At 37.5% G+C, this 17,794-nt stretch carries 13 protein-coding genes, 1 riboswitch and 1 other annotated feature; of the genes, 9 read left to right on the top strand and 4 right to left on the bottom strand.

Annotated features, from left to right (window positions below):
- Positions 1 to 334 precede the first annotated feature (334 nt).
- The 3 genes from def to HMPREF0389_RS07295 all read left to right on the top strand — a co-directional run bounded on the left by def (position 335) and on the right by HMPREF0389_RS07295 (position 2,593).
- On the top strand, positions 335 to 778 hold the full coding sequence (gene def / locus HMPREF0389_RS07305) for a peptide deformylase (RefSeq protein WP_014262991.1): 444 nt from the start codon (positions 335 to 337) through the stop codon (positions 776 to 778).
- A 73-nt stretch (positions 779 to 851) separates the two neighbouring features.
- Entirely contained in the window at positions 852 to 1,805 is a 954-nt protein-coding gene (fmt, locus tag HMPREF0389_RS07300; RefSeq protein ID WP_014262990.1) for a methionyl-tRNA formyltransferase, read from the top strand.
- Positions 1,806 to 1,897: 92 nt separating this feature from the next.
- A complete protein-coding gene (locus tag HMPREF0389_RS07295; RefSeq protein ID WP_014262989.1) occupies positions 1,898 to 2,593 on the top strand; it encodes a zinc metallopeptidase in 696 nt (231 codons plus the stop codon).
- Between the two features lie 126 nt (positions 2,594 to 2,719).
- Here the strand turns inward: HMPREF0389_RS07295 and HMPREF0389_RS07290 are convergent, their stop codons facing one another.
- Entirely contained in the window at positions 2,720 to 3,469 is a 750-nt protein-coding gene (locus HMPREF0389_RS07290) for a metallophosphoesterase family protein (RefSeq protein WP_014262988.1), read from the bottom strand.
- A 513-nt stretch (positions 3,470 to 3,982) separates the two neighbouring features.
- Here HMPREF0389_RS07290 and HMPREF0389_RS07285 point away from each other — a divergent pair.
- The 3 genes from HMPREF0389_RS07285 (at position 3,983) to HMPREF0389_RS07275 (ending at position 9,135) form a co-directional block, all read left to right on the top strand.
- A complete protein-coding gene (locus tag HMPREF0389_RS07285; RefSeq protein ID WP_014262987.1) occupies positions 3,983 to 4,702 on the top strand; it encodes a response regulator transcription factor in 720 nt (239 codons plus the stop codon).
- 176 nt (positions 4,703 to 4,878) lie between these two features.
- Positions 4,879 to 7,674: a histidine kinase dimerization/phospho-acceptor domain-containing protein gene (locus tag HMPREF0389_RS08800; RefSeq protein ID WP_014262986.1), complete on the top strand. Its 2,796-nt coding sequence runs from the start codon at positions 4,879 to 4,881 to the stop codon at positions 7,672 to 7,674.
- A gap of 439 nt (positions 7,675 to 8,113) precedes the next feature.
- A riboswitch (FMN riboswitch) is annotated at positions 8,114 to 8,232 on the top strand.
- Between the two features lie 288 nt (positions 8,233 to 8,520).
- Entirely contained in the window at positions 8,521 to 9,135 is a 615-nt protein-coding gene (locus HMPREF0389_RS07275) for an ECF transporter S component (protein ID WP_014262985.1), read from the top strand.
- A 160-nt stretch (positions 9,136 to 9,295) separates the two neighbouring features.
- On the opposite strand, the gene HMPREF0389_RS07270 is transcribed toward HMPREF0389_RS07275, so the two are convergent.
- Positions 9,296 to 10,792, bottom strand: a complete 1,497-nt coding sequence (locus HMPREF0389_RS07270) for a C69 family dipeptidase (protein ID WP_014262984.1) — start codon at positions 10,790 to 10,792, stop codon at positions 9,296 to 9,298.
- A gap of 356 nt (positions 10,793 to 11,148) precedes the next feature.
- Positions 11,149 to 11,324, top strand: a binding site (T-box leader).
- Between the two features lie 118 nt (positions 11,325 to 11,442).
- Between HMPREF0389_RS07270 and HMPREF0389_RS07265 the strand changes: the two genes are divergently transcribed.
- From HMPREF0389_RS07265 to HMPREF0389_RS07255, 3 genes are all read left to right on the top strand, one after another.
- Positions 11,443 to 12,834, top strand: coding sequence for a glycine--tRNA ligase (locus HMPREF0389_RS07265; protein WP_014262983.1), 1,392 nt, complete (start codon positions 11,443 to 11,445; stop codon positions 12,832 to 12,834).
- Positions 12,835 to 13,056: 222 nt separating this feature from the next.
- On the top strand, positions 13,057 to 13,923 hold the full coding sequence (locus HMPREF0389_RS07260; RefSeq protein WP_014262982.1) for a YitT family protein: 867 nt from the start codon (positions 13,057 to 13,059) through the stop codon (positions 13,921 to 13,923).
- Positions 13,924 to 14,006: 83 nt separating this feature from the next.
- Positions 14,007 to 14,480, top strand: a complete 474-nt coding sequence (locus tag HMPREF0389_RS07255; RefSeq protein WP_014262981.1) for a hypothetical protein — start codon at positions 14,007 to 14,009, stop codon at positions 14,478 to 14,480.
- 160 nt (positions 14,481 to 14,640) lie between these two features.
- Here the strand turns inward: HMPREF0389_RS07255 and HMPREF0389_RS07250 are convergent, their stop codons facing one another.
- Together HMPREF0389_RS07250 and prfB are read right to left on the bottom strand one after the other, a co-directional pair.
- A complete protein-coding gene (locus HMPREF0389_RS07250) occupies positions 14,641 to 15,876 on the bottom strand; it encodes an L-cysteine desulfidase family protein (RefSeq protein WP_014262980.1) in 1,236 nt (411 codons plus the stop codon).
- Positions 15,877 to 16,688: 812 nt separating this feature from the next.
- A protein-coding gene (gene prfB, locus HMPREF0389_RS07245) for a peptide chain release factor 2 (RefSeq protein WP_156775261.1) occupies positions 16,689 to 17,793 on the bottom strand; the annotation gives its coding sequence in 2 pieces (ribosomal slippage) (positions 16,689 to 17,717 and positions 17,719 to 17,793; 1,104 coding nt in all).
- Between the last annotated feature and the right edge of the window lies 1 nt (position 17,794).

Below are 17,794 nucleotides of genomic sequence, written 5' to 3'. Positions count from 1 at the left end.
ACTCATACCGATATGGATTGTAGTAGAGATGCTGGTGTTTTTTGTTGCATAACATGATTGGAAGTACCGGAGAAATCCGGCACAGGCAGGTAACAGATTAGAATTTATGTTATCATAATGTAATTGAGTGAGGACAACCGAAATAAGAAGTTGGAAATTCAGTAGATCAGAAATTCCAAAGTTACAAAGAGGACGGGTGGCGGTATAAAGATTGGATACCGAAATTTTGTGGTATAATATAAAGTAGTTACCGTATCATAAATGCGGTGATTTGTTTGGGAAAAATTGATTTAATGAATTTTTTTAACATAGAAGTAGAAAAGAGGAATAGATTATGGCGATTAGAGAGGTTCGTATTGACGGTGATGAGGTGCTTCGCAAAGTATCCAGACCTGTTACTGAAATGACTCCGAGAATTGAACAGCTTATCGGAGATATGATTGATACGATGTATCAATATGACGGAGTGGGACTTGCGGCACCACAGGTGGGTGTGTTGCGTCGAGTGATTGTAATTGATATCGGAGAAGGTCCGATGGTATTTATCAATCCGGAAATTGTAGAGCAAGAGGGAGAACAATGTGGACAAGAAGGGTGCTTGAGCATACCCGGAGTCTATATGGATGTTAAGAGACCGAACCATGTTGTCGTTACCGCAAAAAATGAAAAGATGGAAGATATTCGAGTGGAAGGAGATGAACTTTTGGCAAGAGCATTGTGCCATGAAATCGATCATCTCAACGGAATCTTATTCAAGGATATTGCAGAACGAGAGTAGAGAGTTATTTTGTTGCAATCGTTCATGTATGGAAAAAATGAAGTATCGATGATAAAGAACAGAAGGAGAAATTATGCGAGTAATTTTTATGGGAACTCCTGAATTTGCAGTAGCGTCATTGGAAGTGTTGCACGATAGAAAAGATGATGTCGTATTGGTAGTCTCTCAACAGGACAAACCGAAAGGGAGAGGCAAAAAGTTGGTTCCGACACCGGTGAAACAAAAGGCATTGGAGTATGGATACGAGGTCTATCAACCGGAAAAGGTAAAAGATGCGGAAAGTATCGCTCTTTTGAAATCGTTGGAGCCGGATGTGATTGTTGTTACCGCATATGGACAAATTTTGTCACAAGAATTGTTGGATATTCCAAAATATGGATGTATCAATGTGCATGCCTCTCTGTTACCGAAGTATCGCGGGGCTGCTCCGATTCAATTTGCACTTCTTCATGGAGAACAAAAAACGGGAATTACCACAATGATGATGGATGTCGGATTGGATACGGGAGATATGCTTGTCAAGGAAGAAGTGGAATTAACGGAAGACGATACCTTATCTACCTTGAGCAAAAAATTGATGGATGCGGGGCAGATTGCTCTGCATAAGACATTGGAGCAATTGGAGCAGTATGGAAGAGAAATTCCCCGTGAAAAACAGAATGATGAAGATTCCTGTTACGCATCCATGTTGACAAGAGAGATGGGATACATTGATTGGAGCAAAACTGCAAGAGAAATCAAAAATCAAATTCGTGCAGTAGAAGGCTGGCCGTCTGCCGTTACCTTCTATCGCAGGGAGAAAGTCAAATTATTTCAAGTGGAAATAACACCGGAAGAGAGCAAAGAGATTGTTCCCGGAACCATTACAGAGGTGACAAAAAAATACCTTAAGGTTGCAACAGGGGATGTTTTTGTGAAGATTTTTGAAGTCCAATTTCCAAATAAAAAACGCATGGAAGTGTCTGCATATTTGCTTGGCAACACAATTGAAGAAGGCGAAATTTTTACAGTTTCTCCTAATAAATAACCATTCTTTTTAATACAATAGTTCAGAGGAGTATTTGAAAACAGTATATTATTTTTTTGAAAGAGTTTATCAGTTAAATAGGGGGTAAAAGAATGTTTCCATACTTTTATTATGATGCAACCATCATTTTTTTGATTCCGACGATTTTGTTGACCTTATATGCGCAAAATAAAGTCAGATCTGCTTATGAAAGATATCTTCGCGTTCCGACAAGAAACGGTTATACAGGAGCACAGACTGCAAGAGCAATTTTGGATAACAACGGTTTACAAAATGTGCAAATACAGTTGGTGCCCGGTACTTTGACCGATCATTACAATCCCGGAACAAGAATTTTGAGACTGTCAAATCAAGTGTATTACGGGACAACAGTGGCATCCAACGCGATTGCCGCACACGAAGTGGGACATGCGATTCAACATTCTCACAATTACTTTCCTTTGGTTCTTCGAAACAAGATTGTTCCGGTTGTAAGTATTGCAAGTAATTTATCGTGGTTTTTCATTATAGCCGGACTGGTTATTTCAGCTATGCAAAATTTGTTGACAGTTGGAATTGTGATGTTTTCCATGGCGGTATTGTTTCAAATTATCACATTGCCGGTGGAGTTTGATGCAAGTAGGAGAGCATTGGTTGAATTAGAGAATGAAGGAATTTTGTCTGCAGAAGAAATCAGGGGAGGAAAAGCTGTGTTGGATGCAGCGGCTTTGACCTATGTGGCAGCTGCGGCAAGTGCAGTGAGTCAATTGCTTAGACTGTTGTTTATTCAAAACAGTCGCCGAAGATAACAATACAAAACAAATAAATCAAATGGAGCAAATAGAAAGGATTGGCAGAACTCAAGCCAATCCTTTTGTATGTTTAAAGTGAAGTTATTCCTAACAAACGAAATCACTCTTTTTCTGTACCAAATATTATTTTTGATTGCGGAACATACGGAATATTCCCGTCTTAATTTCAAAAATATAGTCCTCTTTTTGTGGCATATCCGACTGTTCGGCATTTTTGACGGCACGTTCGTTATCATAAGGAACTCGTACAAACTCCATGCTGAATGGTGCAAGTTCCGGATTGTGGAGTTCTCCATGTAAGATAACATAGGGAGCTGTTGTACCGTCAAGAGGATTTCCCGCGCTTCCTGTATTGAACAAAATCCTTTTTTGAAAAGATTTTTGGAATGAGTAGTGAATATCCCCGTATCCGACAATGTCGGCATTTTTTTGGATAGAAAACTCAGGGTTATCCTTTTCATAAAGGAACATTTCATCAATATGTTCTTGATCGGTCAATTGATAGAGCCGTTTATACAGGTCGAAAGGATGTGCATGAAACAATCTGACGATATGTCCGCTTAAATAGAAATCAATCACCTTCGGCAAAGATGCAAGATATTCTTTGCTTTCTTCCGAAATAATTTGTCGATACCAAGAAATAGGCATACCGTCTTTTGAGGAGTAGAGCAAAAAATCATCCCAGTTTCCCAAAATGGATTGTGTGCAGTATTTCTTGCAAAGAGCGATGGTTTCGTTAGGGTTCGGTCCCTTTCCGATAAAATCTCCCAAACAATAGATGGTAGAGATTGCTCTTTTTTCAATATCTTCTAAGACAGCTTCCAGTGCAGGGATGTTTCCGTGTATATCTGAAAAAATGGCAATGTTATCCAAAATAAGTCCTCCGTTCTTCGTTTAGCAATTTCGGTACATCACATGTCGGTCAATACATTCCTTCTGAAGTGCATAGTAACCGATTACAAACTTGTGTATACGGATTTCCGACTGCTCTTCTCATCCTATCACAAATAGTTCTGTTTTTAAATACAAGGACGTAATTATACGATTCTTTCTTTCAACTGCATGATTGTATCTTCGTTTTGAGTTGTGATTCATCATGTTAATTCTTGTGTCCTTAAGCGACAATATGCTCCGTTTCTTCAACTTTGAGAAGAAAAAGGTTAGATATTTTTCAAATTGGAAGACATGGCAATTCGATGATGCTTTCATATTAGATGACAAAAAGAGAGAATAATTGTTTTGAATAGTAAAATTGTTTTGTAAGAAAATTGTAAGACTTCATAAGATTGTTTTTTAAGAATCATGTGTTAAGATAACAGTAAGAGATATCTTAAGCAAGTAAAAGAAAAATTTTTCGATAGTGATAAAAATCCCGGGAGGTATCGTATGAATACGGAGACCATATTAGTGGTAGATGATGATGTTGAAATTGCTAAGTCAATTCAACTGTATTTGAATAGCCAAAATTATAAGGTATTGGTTGCTCACGACGGACAAGAAGCGTTGGACTTGTTTCACAACCAAAAAATAGATTTGATATTGATGGATATTATGATGCCGAAGAAAAACGGAATTGATACCACGATGTTAATTCGACAAGAAAGCATCATACCAATTGTTATATTATCTGCAAAGTCTGAGGATACAGACAAAATTATGGGGTTGAACATCGGTGCGGATGATTATATCACGAAACCGTTCAATCCGATGGAGTTGATTGCAAGAGTCAATTCTGTATTACGAAGATATAGTCGATATGGCGGAAGATACAGTGAAGAAACGGAGCAGAGCATCCGTATCGGGGGAATTGAACTGAACAAAGAGACAAAACAGATTTTTGTAGATGAAGAAGAAGTCAGAATTACACCGTTAGAATACAAAATTTTGTTGTTGTTGATGAGTTATCCGGGAAAAGTATTTTCGATTGATGAGATATACGAACAGGTTTGGAAAGAACCTGCCTACAATCCTGAAACAGTTACAGTTCATATTCGAAGAATTCGTGAAAAAATAGAAATCAACCCGAAAGAACCACGATACCTCAAAGTGGTGTGGGGAATCGGATACAAATTTGAAAAAATAAATACGACTTCTGATATGGATTGATGGTGATTTATAGAATGAAGAGGAATGATTTTTGAAGATGATACACATGATTTCATAATGATAGCAAAACAGTTTGCAGAAAACAGAAGGTGTGTTGTGCGATGGAAGTTGCAGTTCGTTATAACTTGAGGAGTTAGAATATAGGAAGATTTTGGATACAGAAAGAAGGGATAAAGATGAAGGATTCCGAAACATTTGAAAAAAAACAAAAAGAATCGACGCAAGAGCAAGAGTCTTTTGATAACATGGATGACAAAGAGATAGAACAAGAAACATCGGAAGAAGAATTGCAACAAGAGAATTTGCAACAGGAGAAACAAGAAACTATCATGCAAGAAGAACCCGGAATAGCATCAGAGGAGATTGCTTTTCAAAAAACAGATGAGGAAGATAACAACCTTTTCAGAAATGACAAAAATTCAGATGAATTATCTTTTTTGCAACAATATCGAATCAAAAAACAAGCAAAAAAACAGCAGTTGCGAGAAGAGGAGCATCATTACAGAACCGAAAAAAAATTACAGTTAGAACGAGAGAAAGAGAATGACAAAAAGAAATTTTTTGCGTCCTCATGGCGTACCGTCTTGGTCATTTTCTTAATTTCAGCTCTTATAGTAGGCATCTATCCGTTCGGAATCAAAATGATAGAAGGACCTGATAATCAGAGATTGGAGCGTTATCTCAAGACGGATGAATTTTTCGAAGAAGAGGTACGATTTAATTTGGAATCCAAATTAAGAAAGAGGCTGGTACTTCATGCGGTAGATAAGAATCAGGGACAAAAAGATTTGTTATTGCAACGAATGAATTATCCCCATCCGGGCAGAGATAGATTACAATATGAGGATTTGATAACAGAAGGTATTGGAGAAATCAATAACACGGAAAGTCAAAGAAATGCTCTATCAAGATACTATATTACAGACTCTTCCAATCATATGATTCAAACAAATATGACGAAAGAAGAAATTGAGTCATTAGAGGAGACTCCAAAAATATTATCGATTTCCTTTCAGATTGACAACAAGGGCAGATTAACCGATTGTAAGATTGACTCAAAGTATTCTTCCCTAATCTCGCTTTACACATACGAAGTGAATCAGCTATTCGAGAGATATGCACGAAGTATGATGGAAAAGGACGGAATGTATCAGTTGGTCGCTTCCATGTATGATGTACGTTATTATCAGCATTATGAAAATCCGGATTATGGCGCTTCAGAAAGCAGTTCCCACACAGTGGATATCCTTAGTGTACATCATGACTACGGTTCTGAAAACAACTTCTATCTGAATGGTGATGTTGCCACAGTCAACAATGAAAAAGAGTTGGAATCTGACAAAAAATTGATTGCAACAATCAATCAAGTAGTAAAGCAGTTGGAAACACTTCCAAAAGAAGAAATTTCCGTTACTTTCTATGTGCCGGCAAGTGCACAAGAGGTACTGGAAACAGATGACTATTACCATTATTATGAGTCAATGATGGAACAGAGGGCAATCTTTGTTCTATGTTTGGCGGCAATCGGAATTTTCTTGATGATGTTGCTTGCGGGAGTTGTACCGTTTAGACAACAGCGAAATGCAAATATTGTATCCAAATTCAACCACCTTCCTTTGGAACTGAAATTATTTTTGACAACAGGAATGATGGGGATTGTCTGTGGAATATTTGTATTCGGAATGCAGGTAACTTCGAGAGAAAATGTGATGTATGATTCCAAGGAACTGACATTTATTTACAGAGTTTTGTCGGGGAACACACCGGAATATTTCGGATATGCTATGATGGTGGCATTTTTGGGATTGCTGTTTGTGTATCTGTATATGACTTATTTGAAATATATCTACTACTGTGGAATCATAGAAGGATTGATCAAAAATTCCATTTTCGGAAGAGTGATTTGTTATATTTGCAGAATGCTGATAACACCTTTCAAAAAAATGTATATGCGACTAAACCGATTGCAACAAATTGATTTGGAAGGTTCTTTCAAAAAGAAAATGATGGGATTGTGGGCATTCCACTGTGTGTTATTGCTTGTCGTCATTGCTTTGTTTGGAATGCGACCTGAAATTGCCATGATTTTGCTGTTGGGATATGTTGTTCTTGTATTTCGATGGATTTATCGTTTCTTGTTGCAATTAGCCTATATCCAAAACTATAGCAAGAAGCTTTCTGATGGGAACTTCAATTTGCAGGCAGATGAAAATATCGGCATTTTTTCCAAAACGGCGCAGTATTTGAATCGTATCAAGACAGGATTTAAGACAGCTCTTGAGGAAGAAGTCAGAAGCCAAAATATGAAAACAGAGCTTATTTCCAATGTATCACATGATTTGAAGACACCGCTCACGTCTATTATCAATTATTCTGATTTGTTGAAACAACCGAATTTGACCAAAGAACAACAGGAAGAATATATCGACACCATTCACAAGAAGTCACAACGATTAAAAGTGTTGATAGAAGACTTGTTTGAGGCGAGCAAGGCAAGTAGCGGGAACATCAAACTGCAAACCGAACGACTGGATATTATCTCCGTATTTCGTCAAACGATGGGTGAATTGGAAGAAAAAATACAGTTCAGCAAGTTGGACTTTCGTCTGAATTTACCGAAAGAGCCTGTTTATTGCATGATTGACGGAAAGAGAACATATCGAGTGTTTTCCAATATCATCAGCAATATTACCAAATATTCGTTGGAACATACGAGAGTGTATATTGATGTCACAGAGCAGGATAAGAGCATCACATTCGAGTTCAAAAATATTTCGTCCTATGAAATGAATTTTGCTGCCGATGAAATTATGGAACGATTCAAACGAGGAGACGAGTCAAGAAATACAGAAGGCTCAGGACTGGGACTTGCGATTGCAAAAAGCTTGACAGAACTGCAAGGTGGAAGTCTTGAGATTGAAATTGACGGAGATTTGTTCAAATTATTCGTAAGTTTTCCAAAAGACAAGTAGATAAGTTCATAGGGCAATAAAATCAAGATAGAAGAGAGCCGACATTTCACATGAAAACAAATGGATATTTTCTCATAAAAGATGAGAGTATCCATTTGTTTGTGATTGGAGTGACTACCGGATAAAAGCTGATTCATATCAGTTCCAATCTGTGAAAATAATCTACCTTTTGACTTTTAATAATCAGTATTTCATCTCATTCTTCACTATACTGTCATTGGATTCATTGACATTTTACAAGTGTATGATATAATTTACTTAATAGAACTTCTCTACGCTTAAGGTAGAATTTTTTACCAGCGGACCACGGAGAGGGCTTTTTTATTGTAATATCTTATCAAATGAAATATTTTCACAAAATCTTAAGATAAAATCGCTGAAAATATTTGACAAAAATTGATACAAGTGGTATGATTCAAAAGTAGTACAAATTAATCATATGTTTCTTCAGGGCAGGGTGTAATTCCCGACCGGCGGTATAGTCCGCGAGTTTTGAATAAAAACTGAACCTGTGCAATTCGGGTACCGACAGTAGAGTCTGGATGGGAGAAGATTTCTTAGAGAGGTCACAACAATAGGATTGTTTGTGATATCCGTGTCATTGTGTCAACGATAGCCCGAGAAGAATTCTCGGGCTTTTTTATGACAAATTTTTATTCTTGTAAAAAATAGACAAGAGGAAAAAAGAGAATGATTTTGTAGGTAAGAAGAGATAATTAATTGTATGTTTGGTTATAAAATCAATTTTCTTTCGAAATACAGAGATTGTTTGCAAAGATAAAAATAGAAATAAGAAATTTCTCAAGAAACAAAGTCAAAAGCATATTTAACAGGAGGAATTTTTCAATGGAACAAACACTAAAAAAATCAAAAGGAAGAGCATTTAGTACAAATGCGATGGTTAAGATTTCAATTTTGGGAGTATTGGCATACATTATTATGTTTATCGAAACGCCGGTACCGTTCTTTCCACCGTTCTTAAAAATGGACTTTTCCGACTTGCCGGCAATTATCGGCGGTTTTGCATTGGGACCGATTGCGGGATTGACAATCGAATTTATTAAAAATATTCTTCACTTTGCAACAAAAAGCGGCACAGGTGGAATCGGAGAATTAGCGAATTTTATGATAGGTGGAGCATTTGTTGTAACTTCCAGTTATCTGTATAAAAGAACTCATAGCAAAAAAGGAGCAATGATTGCACTTGTAATCGGAACATTGTGTATGGCAGCAACAGGTGTTGTGATGAATGCAACTGTGTTACTTCCGTTCTTTGCAAACTTTATGGGTGGAGCAGATAAATTGATTGCAATGGGACAAGGATTGAATGCAAACGTGACAGGAATGTGGACATTTGCGCTCTATTTAATTGGACCGTTCAACTTATTTAAGGGAGTGGTACTTTCTGTAGTGACAGCAGTGCTATACAAAAAAGTATCTCCGTTGATTAAACAGAGATAATAGATTTCCGGAAAAAGAATGGAAGAGTAAAAACTATAAAGATGATTGTTGTTTTGGTAAAATAATGTTGTTTTGATAAGATAAAGAAAAAACAAAGGGACTCCATCAAAAAAGAGAGCACCTTTGTTTTTTTTGTGTGTCAATATGGTATCGTTTTTACTTACGCATCTGAACGAGCAAATCCGTTTTTCATATTACAACTTGCGGTATAAAGAACTTTGTCCAGCAAGTCATTTGTTTTTTCTTGCAACATGCTTGCAATCTCTTCATTTGCCTTTTCGCAAAGCAGGGTTGCATTGTTCGGATGATTTTTGAATTCTTTGTCATACTTGTGAATTAGTTCATGTCCTTTGGATTGTACGGCAAGCTGATATCGTTCGATATGAGAATTACAGGTTGCAAAGTGAGAATCCGCCAATGCTGCCACCAATCGGTTTGCCCAGTAGAAGCTGTCCGTAGTGACAGTTTTGCCAGTATTGTTCAGATAGGTTGGCGTTTTTGTGATATTTACATAGAACGGAACAATTGCATTGAACATATTGCAACCGAATGAAATCCACTCCACAGATTTGATATTGTCCGGCATGTACGGTCTGATTTGAACAAGTCCGAGTACATTGGTACGGCTGATTCCAATCGGATGGAAAGAACCTTTTTTAAGCGGATCGTTATGCTTTCCGTACGGATCATACTCTGTTCCTTGATAGTGATGAGAAAGAAGATATTTGATTTCTTCTATCGTAATCTTTTTTTCAGGTACTTTCGACCAAGAAAGATTGTCAGAGTCCGGACGATAGTCCGCATTGTCACCATCCCAGCGATGAGTGGTAGGATTGAGATATCGTTGCACCACCCAAGCACGAGGTGTGTTGTAGGTATGGTCGGAATCCGCATGGCTACCGAAGGCATATCGCGCGTTAAAAGATTCTGTGAGAGAAAGATTCAGATGATTGTCCGAAATGAATTCTCTTAAGTCGGAAGAACAAAGATGTTCTTGCTGTTGCCCGAACGCATCGTCCAAATCAAAGCAGTCGATTCCGAATTGGTTCGGCATCACAACATAGGAATTATCCGGTACTTTTTTGGCAATCCAATGATGTCCTCCAATGGTTTCAAGCCACCAGATTTCATCTTCATCTTGGAAAGCAATTCCGTTCATTTCATAGGTACCGTATGTTTCAAGCAAAGAACCTAAGCGTAAGACACCTTCTCTTGCCGAGTTGATGTAAGGCAGTACAATAGTGACGATATCTTCTTCTCCGATTCCGCCGGGACGTTCCGGAATGTAATTTTCATCCCCTTCGTTTCCTTGAGCCGGAATCAAATTTACCAATGGATCTGCACCCAAGACGCGTTCGTTTGAGGTCAATGTTTCGGTTGCCGTCATGGAGATATTTTTTTCATTTACTCCGCAAGCTCCCCAAATTCCGTCTACGCCGAGTGCGTCAGGCATAGCGGTATATCGCATTGGATTGTCCGGAAGGGGAATCTCAACATGAGATAGTACAGATTTGTAATTGTGTGGCTGTTCTTCCGGAAGAACAACAATAAATTTTTTTGGTGTAAATACCCCTGATGCGGAATCTTCATTTCTTGCAACAAGAGTAGAACCGTCATAACTTGCATTTTTTCCAACAAGAAGTGTGGTACAAGCCATAAAATCATCTCCTTTATATTAAGTTTGTTAGATTGATAAATATTGGTTGAATTGTGTTTCCTTTTTTGAAAGCCGGCGTGCTCCCAAGATCTATAGAGAACAGGGAAAGTCATTCTTCATTTTGTATCAATGCGTGTTTACTGATAATACAATTCAATCGCTACAGAGTTATTATACCATAGATTCGAACGCTACAACCTTACTTTCTGATTTGAAGTTAGGTAGGATACGATAGAGGAACAAAACAGTTTGAAAAAATCCGTTCCCAAAATGAAATTTCAACAGACATTCCAAAATTTCAGCCATAAAGAATTTACAATCTTTTTTGGATATGATAGAATTTAATTCAGATAGAAGTTGCAACGGTGAAGAAGAAGAGTAGAAATAATCCATTTTTTCAAGAGAGCCGATGACGGTGGAAATTCGGTAAAAATATTATTTTGAAAGGAACTTTGGAGTTGTTTTTCGAAAGAAAGAGACGCTATGTAGCGTAACAAGGGTGGAACCGCGGAATGATACTTTCGTCCCTTGGCATTTTTTGCTGAGAGACGGAAGTTTTTTTATGCCTATCGAAAAAAGTTTTGATAGTATGAATAAAACAGCAAAAAATAATTTTGTAAACAAATAGATAACAAGAAAGGATGAAGACAATGGCAGTAGAAAAAACAATGGAAAAAATTGTTTCTCTTTCTAAATCAAGAGGATTTGTATTTCCGGGTTCAGAAGTGTACGGCGGATTGGCGAATACTTGGGATTACGGTCCGCTTGGAGTGGAACTCAAAAACAATGTAAAAAAAGCTTGGTGGAAGAAGTTTGTTCAAGAAAGTCCTTACAATGTGGGATTGGATGCGGCAATCTTGATGAATCCGCAAACTTGGGTAGCATCCGGACATGTCGGCGGATTCAGCGATCCGTTGATTGATTGCAAAAAATGTAAATCCCGTTTCCGTGCCGATAAGATTATTGAAGATTTTATCAAAGAAAACAAAGGGGAAGAAATCAATGTAGACGGTTGGGATAACGAAAAATTGGAAGGATTTATCCAAGAAAACCACATGGTTTGTCCAGAATGCGGAGAGTTTGACTATACGGGAATCCGTAAATTCAATCTGATGTTCAAAACATTTCAAGGAGTAACAGAGGATTCTACGGCAGAAATTTTCTTGCGTCCCGAAACTGCACAAGGAATTTTTGTCAACTTCAAAAATGTTCAACGAACTTCTCGTAAAAAAGTTCCGTTTGGAATTGCACAAATCGGAAAGTCTTTCCGTAACGAAATTACACCGGGTAACTTTACATTCAGAACAAGAGAGTTTGAGCAAATGGAATTGGAATTCTTCTGTGCACCGGGAGAAGATTTGAAATGGTTTGAATACTGGAAAGAATACTGCAAAAACTTCTTGTTGAGCTTGGGAATTCAAGTTGATAACTTGAGATTGAGAGACCATGCTCCGGAAGAGTTATCCCATTACAGCAATGCGACAACAGATTTTGAATACAAGTTCCCGTTCGGATGGGGAGAGTTGTGGGGAATTGCGGACCGTACTGATTTTGACTTGAAACAACATATGGAGCACTCCGGTGTGGATATGAAGTATCAAGATCCGACTACTAATGAAAAATATATTCCATACTGTATTGAGCCTTCTTTGGGAGCAGATCGTGTGACATTGGCGTTCTTAATCGATGCGTATGATGAAGAAGAATTGGAAGACGGAACAGTTAGAAATGTATTGCGTTTCCATCCTGCTTTGGCACCGTTTAAGGCGGCTGTTCTTCCGTTGACGAAGAAGTTATCTGAACCCGCAACGGAATTATTCCAAGATTTGGCAAAATATTTTAATGTGGATTATGATGAAACGGGAAGTATCGGAAAGAGATATCGTCGTCATGATGAGGCGGGAACACCGTTCTGTATCACGTTCGATTTTGATTCTTTGGAAGATAAGTGCGTTACCGTTCGTGACCGTGATACGATGGAACAAGTTCGTATGCCGATTGCAGAATTGAAGTCTTATATTGAAGAGTCACTACAATTTTAAGAAAGAAATTACAGATAAAGAGACAGATAGCAGATGATTCTGCTATCTGTTCAACATTATGGGAGAGTTAAAATGGTCGAAGAACTATAGGAAGTAAATGAATATATTGCAACCGATGAGATACAGGAATATGTTATTATTTTGTTACACTTATCACGAGGATAGTGTGATAGAATAGTATTGAAAGTATTTTTTGTAATCGTACAGCTTGGAGGGATGGATATGGAACGAAATTTTAAAAAATTTTTGTCAGTGACACTCGGCTCAGTGCTTATGTCCATTGGATTTTATTTTTTCCTTGTGCCTTCTCATTTGGTAACAGGTGGAGTAACGGGGCTTGCTTTGATTATCAATTCTTTGATACCGAATTTTCCGACCGGGGGATTCATGATTTTAATCAATATCGTTTTGTTTATTTTGGCATTTATCTTTATCGGCAAAGAATTTGGCGGATATACGATGTATTCCAGTTTTTTAATTTCAGGTCTGATCACATTGTTGGAATATTATTTTCCGCATGTAGAGCCGTTGACGGATGATTTGTTAATCAATTTATTATATGGAATCTTAATCAATGGTCTGGGCTATGCCTTTATTTTCAGTCAGAATGCTTCTACAGGAGGAACCGATATTGTCGCAAAAATTATCAATAAATTTACTCATATTGATATGGGAAAAGCTTTGTTCCTATCCGATTTTTCAATCACTGTGTTGGCAGGCGTGATATTCGGACCTAAATTAGGATTGTATGCATTGCTTGGTATCTTACTTAATTCTATGATTATTGACAAATTGCTTGCCGGTTTCAATGTTCGAATCAATATGACAATCAATAGTGTCAAGAATCAGGAAATCAACGATTACATCCTTCACGAATTGATTCGGGGAACAACAATTTATTATGCACGAGGCGGGTTTTCTAATGATGAGAAGACGATTATCAACACAATCGTTACCAGAAAGGAATACCTTAAGATAAAGCAGTTTGTCAAAGAGATTGATCCGTTGGCATTTATTTCCATCAGTTTTGTGAATGAGGTGCTTGGGGAAGGGTTTAGTTACCATCGTGACAATAAACCGACGAAATGATATTTTTGAGCGGGAAGAGTACTTTTTTCTATTAGAAAAAATTCTTTCTGAACGGAAACGGAACTTATATGGAGGAAAAAAGTATGTTTAAAACAGTTGGTTTTATGATAGTGCCATCAATTATTTTACTAATCGTTGCCACGGTTATTTTTGTTAAAGTGCTTGGTCAAGGCTCAAAGAGGTACGATATTTTTGAAATTGAGGGCAATGAAATGGTGGTCTTGGCAGGAATACCTGTAAGATACAGAATCAATGATATTGAAACAGTTACATTCTCAAATGTATTGGGAAGATACGGCAGTTTCGTAGGTATTATGAAAATAAAGAAAAAAGATGCTATGTTTGGGAGAAGATTTTTGTTTGATGCGAGTACTTACCATAAAAAGTTTGTATTGACCAGTACAAGAGAAGAGATAGATCTTGCAACCGACATATTGATTGAGAAACTCAAAGGTCATGGGATTGCATACAAAAAGATTGAATATGTGACCGATGATGAGATTAAGGAGCTCATTGCTCAGGCGAACCAAATGGATGACGAATTGGATGAAGAGTAACTCATATCATGGTACCACATCAAAAAAACCCGCGTTAAAAATGCGGGTTTTTTGTATGTCAGAGAAACATATTTGTTGTAGATGGAACCGGAGAGTGTGTAGACATCGTTATCAAGATAGGAAGATATAGGATACTACCACTACATGAATTCATATCCGTTTAGTGAATCATTTCATTTAGAATGGTGACATCAGTTTCTCTCATTCCGTATTTTGCAATATGACCGACTGTTTTGATGGTTTCATCGACGGTTTCTTTGACAATTCCGTCTCCCGATACAAAACTGTTATCTGTGCGCGCTTGTCGATATCCCAAAAATGCATTGTTAATAGAGGATGCTATTTTCATTGCGCAGGAAGGTTTTGCTCCGTCGCATAAGATACCGGAATTTCCGGCAAGAGAATTGACAAGAGTTTCTTTGATGATGTTTGTAGGTTCGTTGTTAAGGAACGCAACACCTGCAACGCCTGCCGATGCGGCACATACAACTCCGCAGTAGGCTGAAAGGCGACCGATTCCCTTTTTTTGGTACAATCCAATCAAATTGGCAAATATCAACGCACGATATAGTTTATCCGCTTCTATCTTGAAATGTTCCGCATAGATGATGATGGGAACAGAGATGGTGATTCCCTGATTTCCGCTTCCCGAATTGATGATAACAGGCATTTCACATCCACTCATCCGTGCATCAGACCCTGCCGCAGCATAGGCTCTTGCTTTTTCTTCAATGTTATCGGAAACTTCCAAGATGAGTTTTCCGATATTTGCTCCATAGCTATGTTTGATACCTTCTTCGGCAATTGCTTTATTATATGAAATTTGTAAGTCCAAGATAGGCTTGATATCTTCATAGTCGCATTCTTGTGCAAAATCATAAATTTCATCAAACGAGAAATTGGAATAGGTAAGTTCCTGAAAAGATTTCTCCTTATGTAATATAATGTTATGATTCTTTTCAATATGAATGATATTTGTATGCTTTCCTTCTACAATAACGGTAGCATAGGAATCATCTTTTGTTCCCTTGATAGCAATATATAAATTTTCCACATCGGGTACCAATTTGATGGTACAGTAACCGTTTTGAATCATTTCGGTAGCGCGTTCAATATCTTTCGGTGTGGTGTCGGTCAAAACTTCCAATTCTTTTTTGGGATTTCCGGCTAAAACACCGAGTGCGCAACTGATTTCAATTCCTTTTTTACCGCCTGCACCCGGAACAATAACACTTTTTGCGTTTTTTATCATATTTCCACTGCAAGAAATTTCGATATGTTCCGGAATTTCTCCCAACACTTCACGAACTTTGGATGCAACAAATGCAAGTGCAATGGGTTCGGTGCAACCGAATGCAGGAAGCAGTTCAGATTTCAAAAGTTCCTTGTAATTCATGATATCTCCTTATTTTTTCTGATACTAATATTTATGAAAAGCATATTAGCCAATCCAATCTCTGATACTTGTACCATAACTTTTTATCATCGTATGATATGACATATCGTCTATTAGGTTCTTGCAATATCATACAATAACATCATACCAAAAAAAGTTTTTTTTGTAAAATAGATGAATGCTTTTTTGTCATATCTTAATTTATCTCTTAACATCTTGTGTTTGGAGTAATGAAGAAAAATAAAAGTTTCTGTTGATTGATAGTTCGCTTATTCTTAACGAAAGGAAAAATGGAAGGACATATTGTCATGTTGTACAGAAAGTGCTTCATTTATACTAAAACTTTTTATTAATACTCAAATTCCATAGAATCATTCCATTCTTTGGAAGAAAATAATAGAGTTCAGATAGTTAGAAAAATGATGAACAGACTCTGTGAAAGTGTCCATAAATGGATGAATGAAACAAATCATAAGAATCACTTGTAGAGATTGAATGGGTTTCATCATTTTATCAAATTTTCGTATGATAACGTTGTCATACTCCGGATGAATCGATATCTCATGGAACATCAAGAAAACAGACAGATACAAGAGTGATACAGAATAGGAACTGTTATGGAGAACAGTACTGAGGAGATAGGGACTGTTATGGAGAGGGATATAGGAGATATAGATTGCTTTGACTGATAATAGAGATACTGAGACAAAATAAAAGCCTATTGTGTAAGCTGTTCACACGATAGGCCTTTTCTTATTGATTACGGAAAGAGTTCGGTTAGTATTTTTTACAATCTCTAACAGAACGCTTCTTTAGGAGTCTTGTTTTTGTTGTTTCAGATATGCATTGATAAACGGCATAATGTTCCCATCCATAACAGATTGTACAGAACCGATTTCGTGATTGGTGCGATGATCTTTTACCAAGGTGTATGGTTGAAAGACATAGGAACGAATTTGGCTGCCCCATGCAATTTGAGAATACTCTCCCGAAATGTCTTCAATTTTTTCTTTATGTTCTCTGATTTTGATATCCATCAGCTTTGAGAACAACATTTTCATTGCAGTTTCACGATTGCTGTGCTGTGAGCGTTCATTTTGGCATGTTATGACAATTCCGGTCGGAATATGAGTAATACGAACGGCAGAGTCGGTCTTGTTGACATGCTGTCCACCTGCTCCCGATGCACGATATGTGTCAATTTTCAAATCATTGGTATCAATGTCAACTTCTACAGTATCATCCATTTCCGGAATGACATCGACAGAAGTGAAGGAAGTATGTCGTTTTCCTGAAGAGTCAAACGGAGAGATACGAACAATTCGATGCACTCCCTTTTCACTCTTTAAGAAACCGTAGGCATTGGGGCCTTCTATTTGAAGGGTCACACTTTTGATTCCCGCCTCCGAATCGGACAAGCTGTCCAACTCAATGACACGATACCCCATGTCATGACAAAAACGCAAATACATACGGAGCAACATCTGAGCCCAATCTTGTGCATCTAATCCACCGGAACCCGCATGAATGGATAAAATAGCGTTGTTGCCGTCATATTCTCCATCCAACAAGGTTTGGATTTTAAGTTGCTCCATTTTTTCCGACAACTCGTTGATGCACTGTTCCAGTTCTTTCTCCAACTCGGAATCCTCTTTCGTCAACTCAAACAGAATTTCCACTTCTTCCAATTCGGAAAACGCAGAGGAATAGATATCAAGGGTTCGTTCCAATTCTTTGTTTCGTTTCACAATATGTTGCGATAGTTCTAAGTTGTTCCAAAAATCAGCATCTTCCATTTTCAAATCATTTTGTTGTTTCTCTTGTTTCAAGGAATCGATGTCAAAGAGAAACCCTCACTTCGTCCAGAGAGTTGCTTATTTTGGAAAGTTTTTCACGATAAATTTGTTCGTTTAACAAA

Source organism: Filifactor alocis ATCC 35896, from assembly GCF_000163895.2.
Classification (GTDB): domain Bacteria; phylum Bacillota; class Clostridia; order Peptostreptococcales; family Filifactoraceae; genus Filifactor; species Filifactor alocis.
Note: the sequence above shows the minus strand (reverse complement) of the source record. Positions and strands in the feature narration are given on the sequence as shown.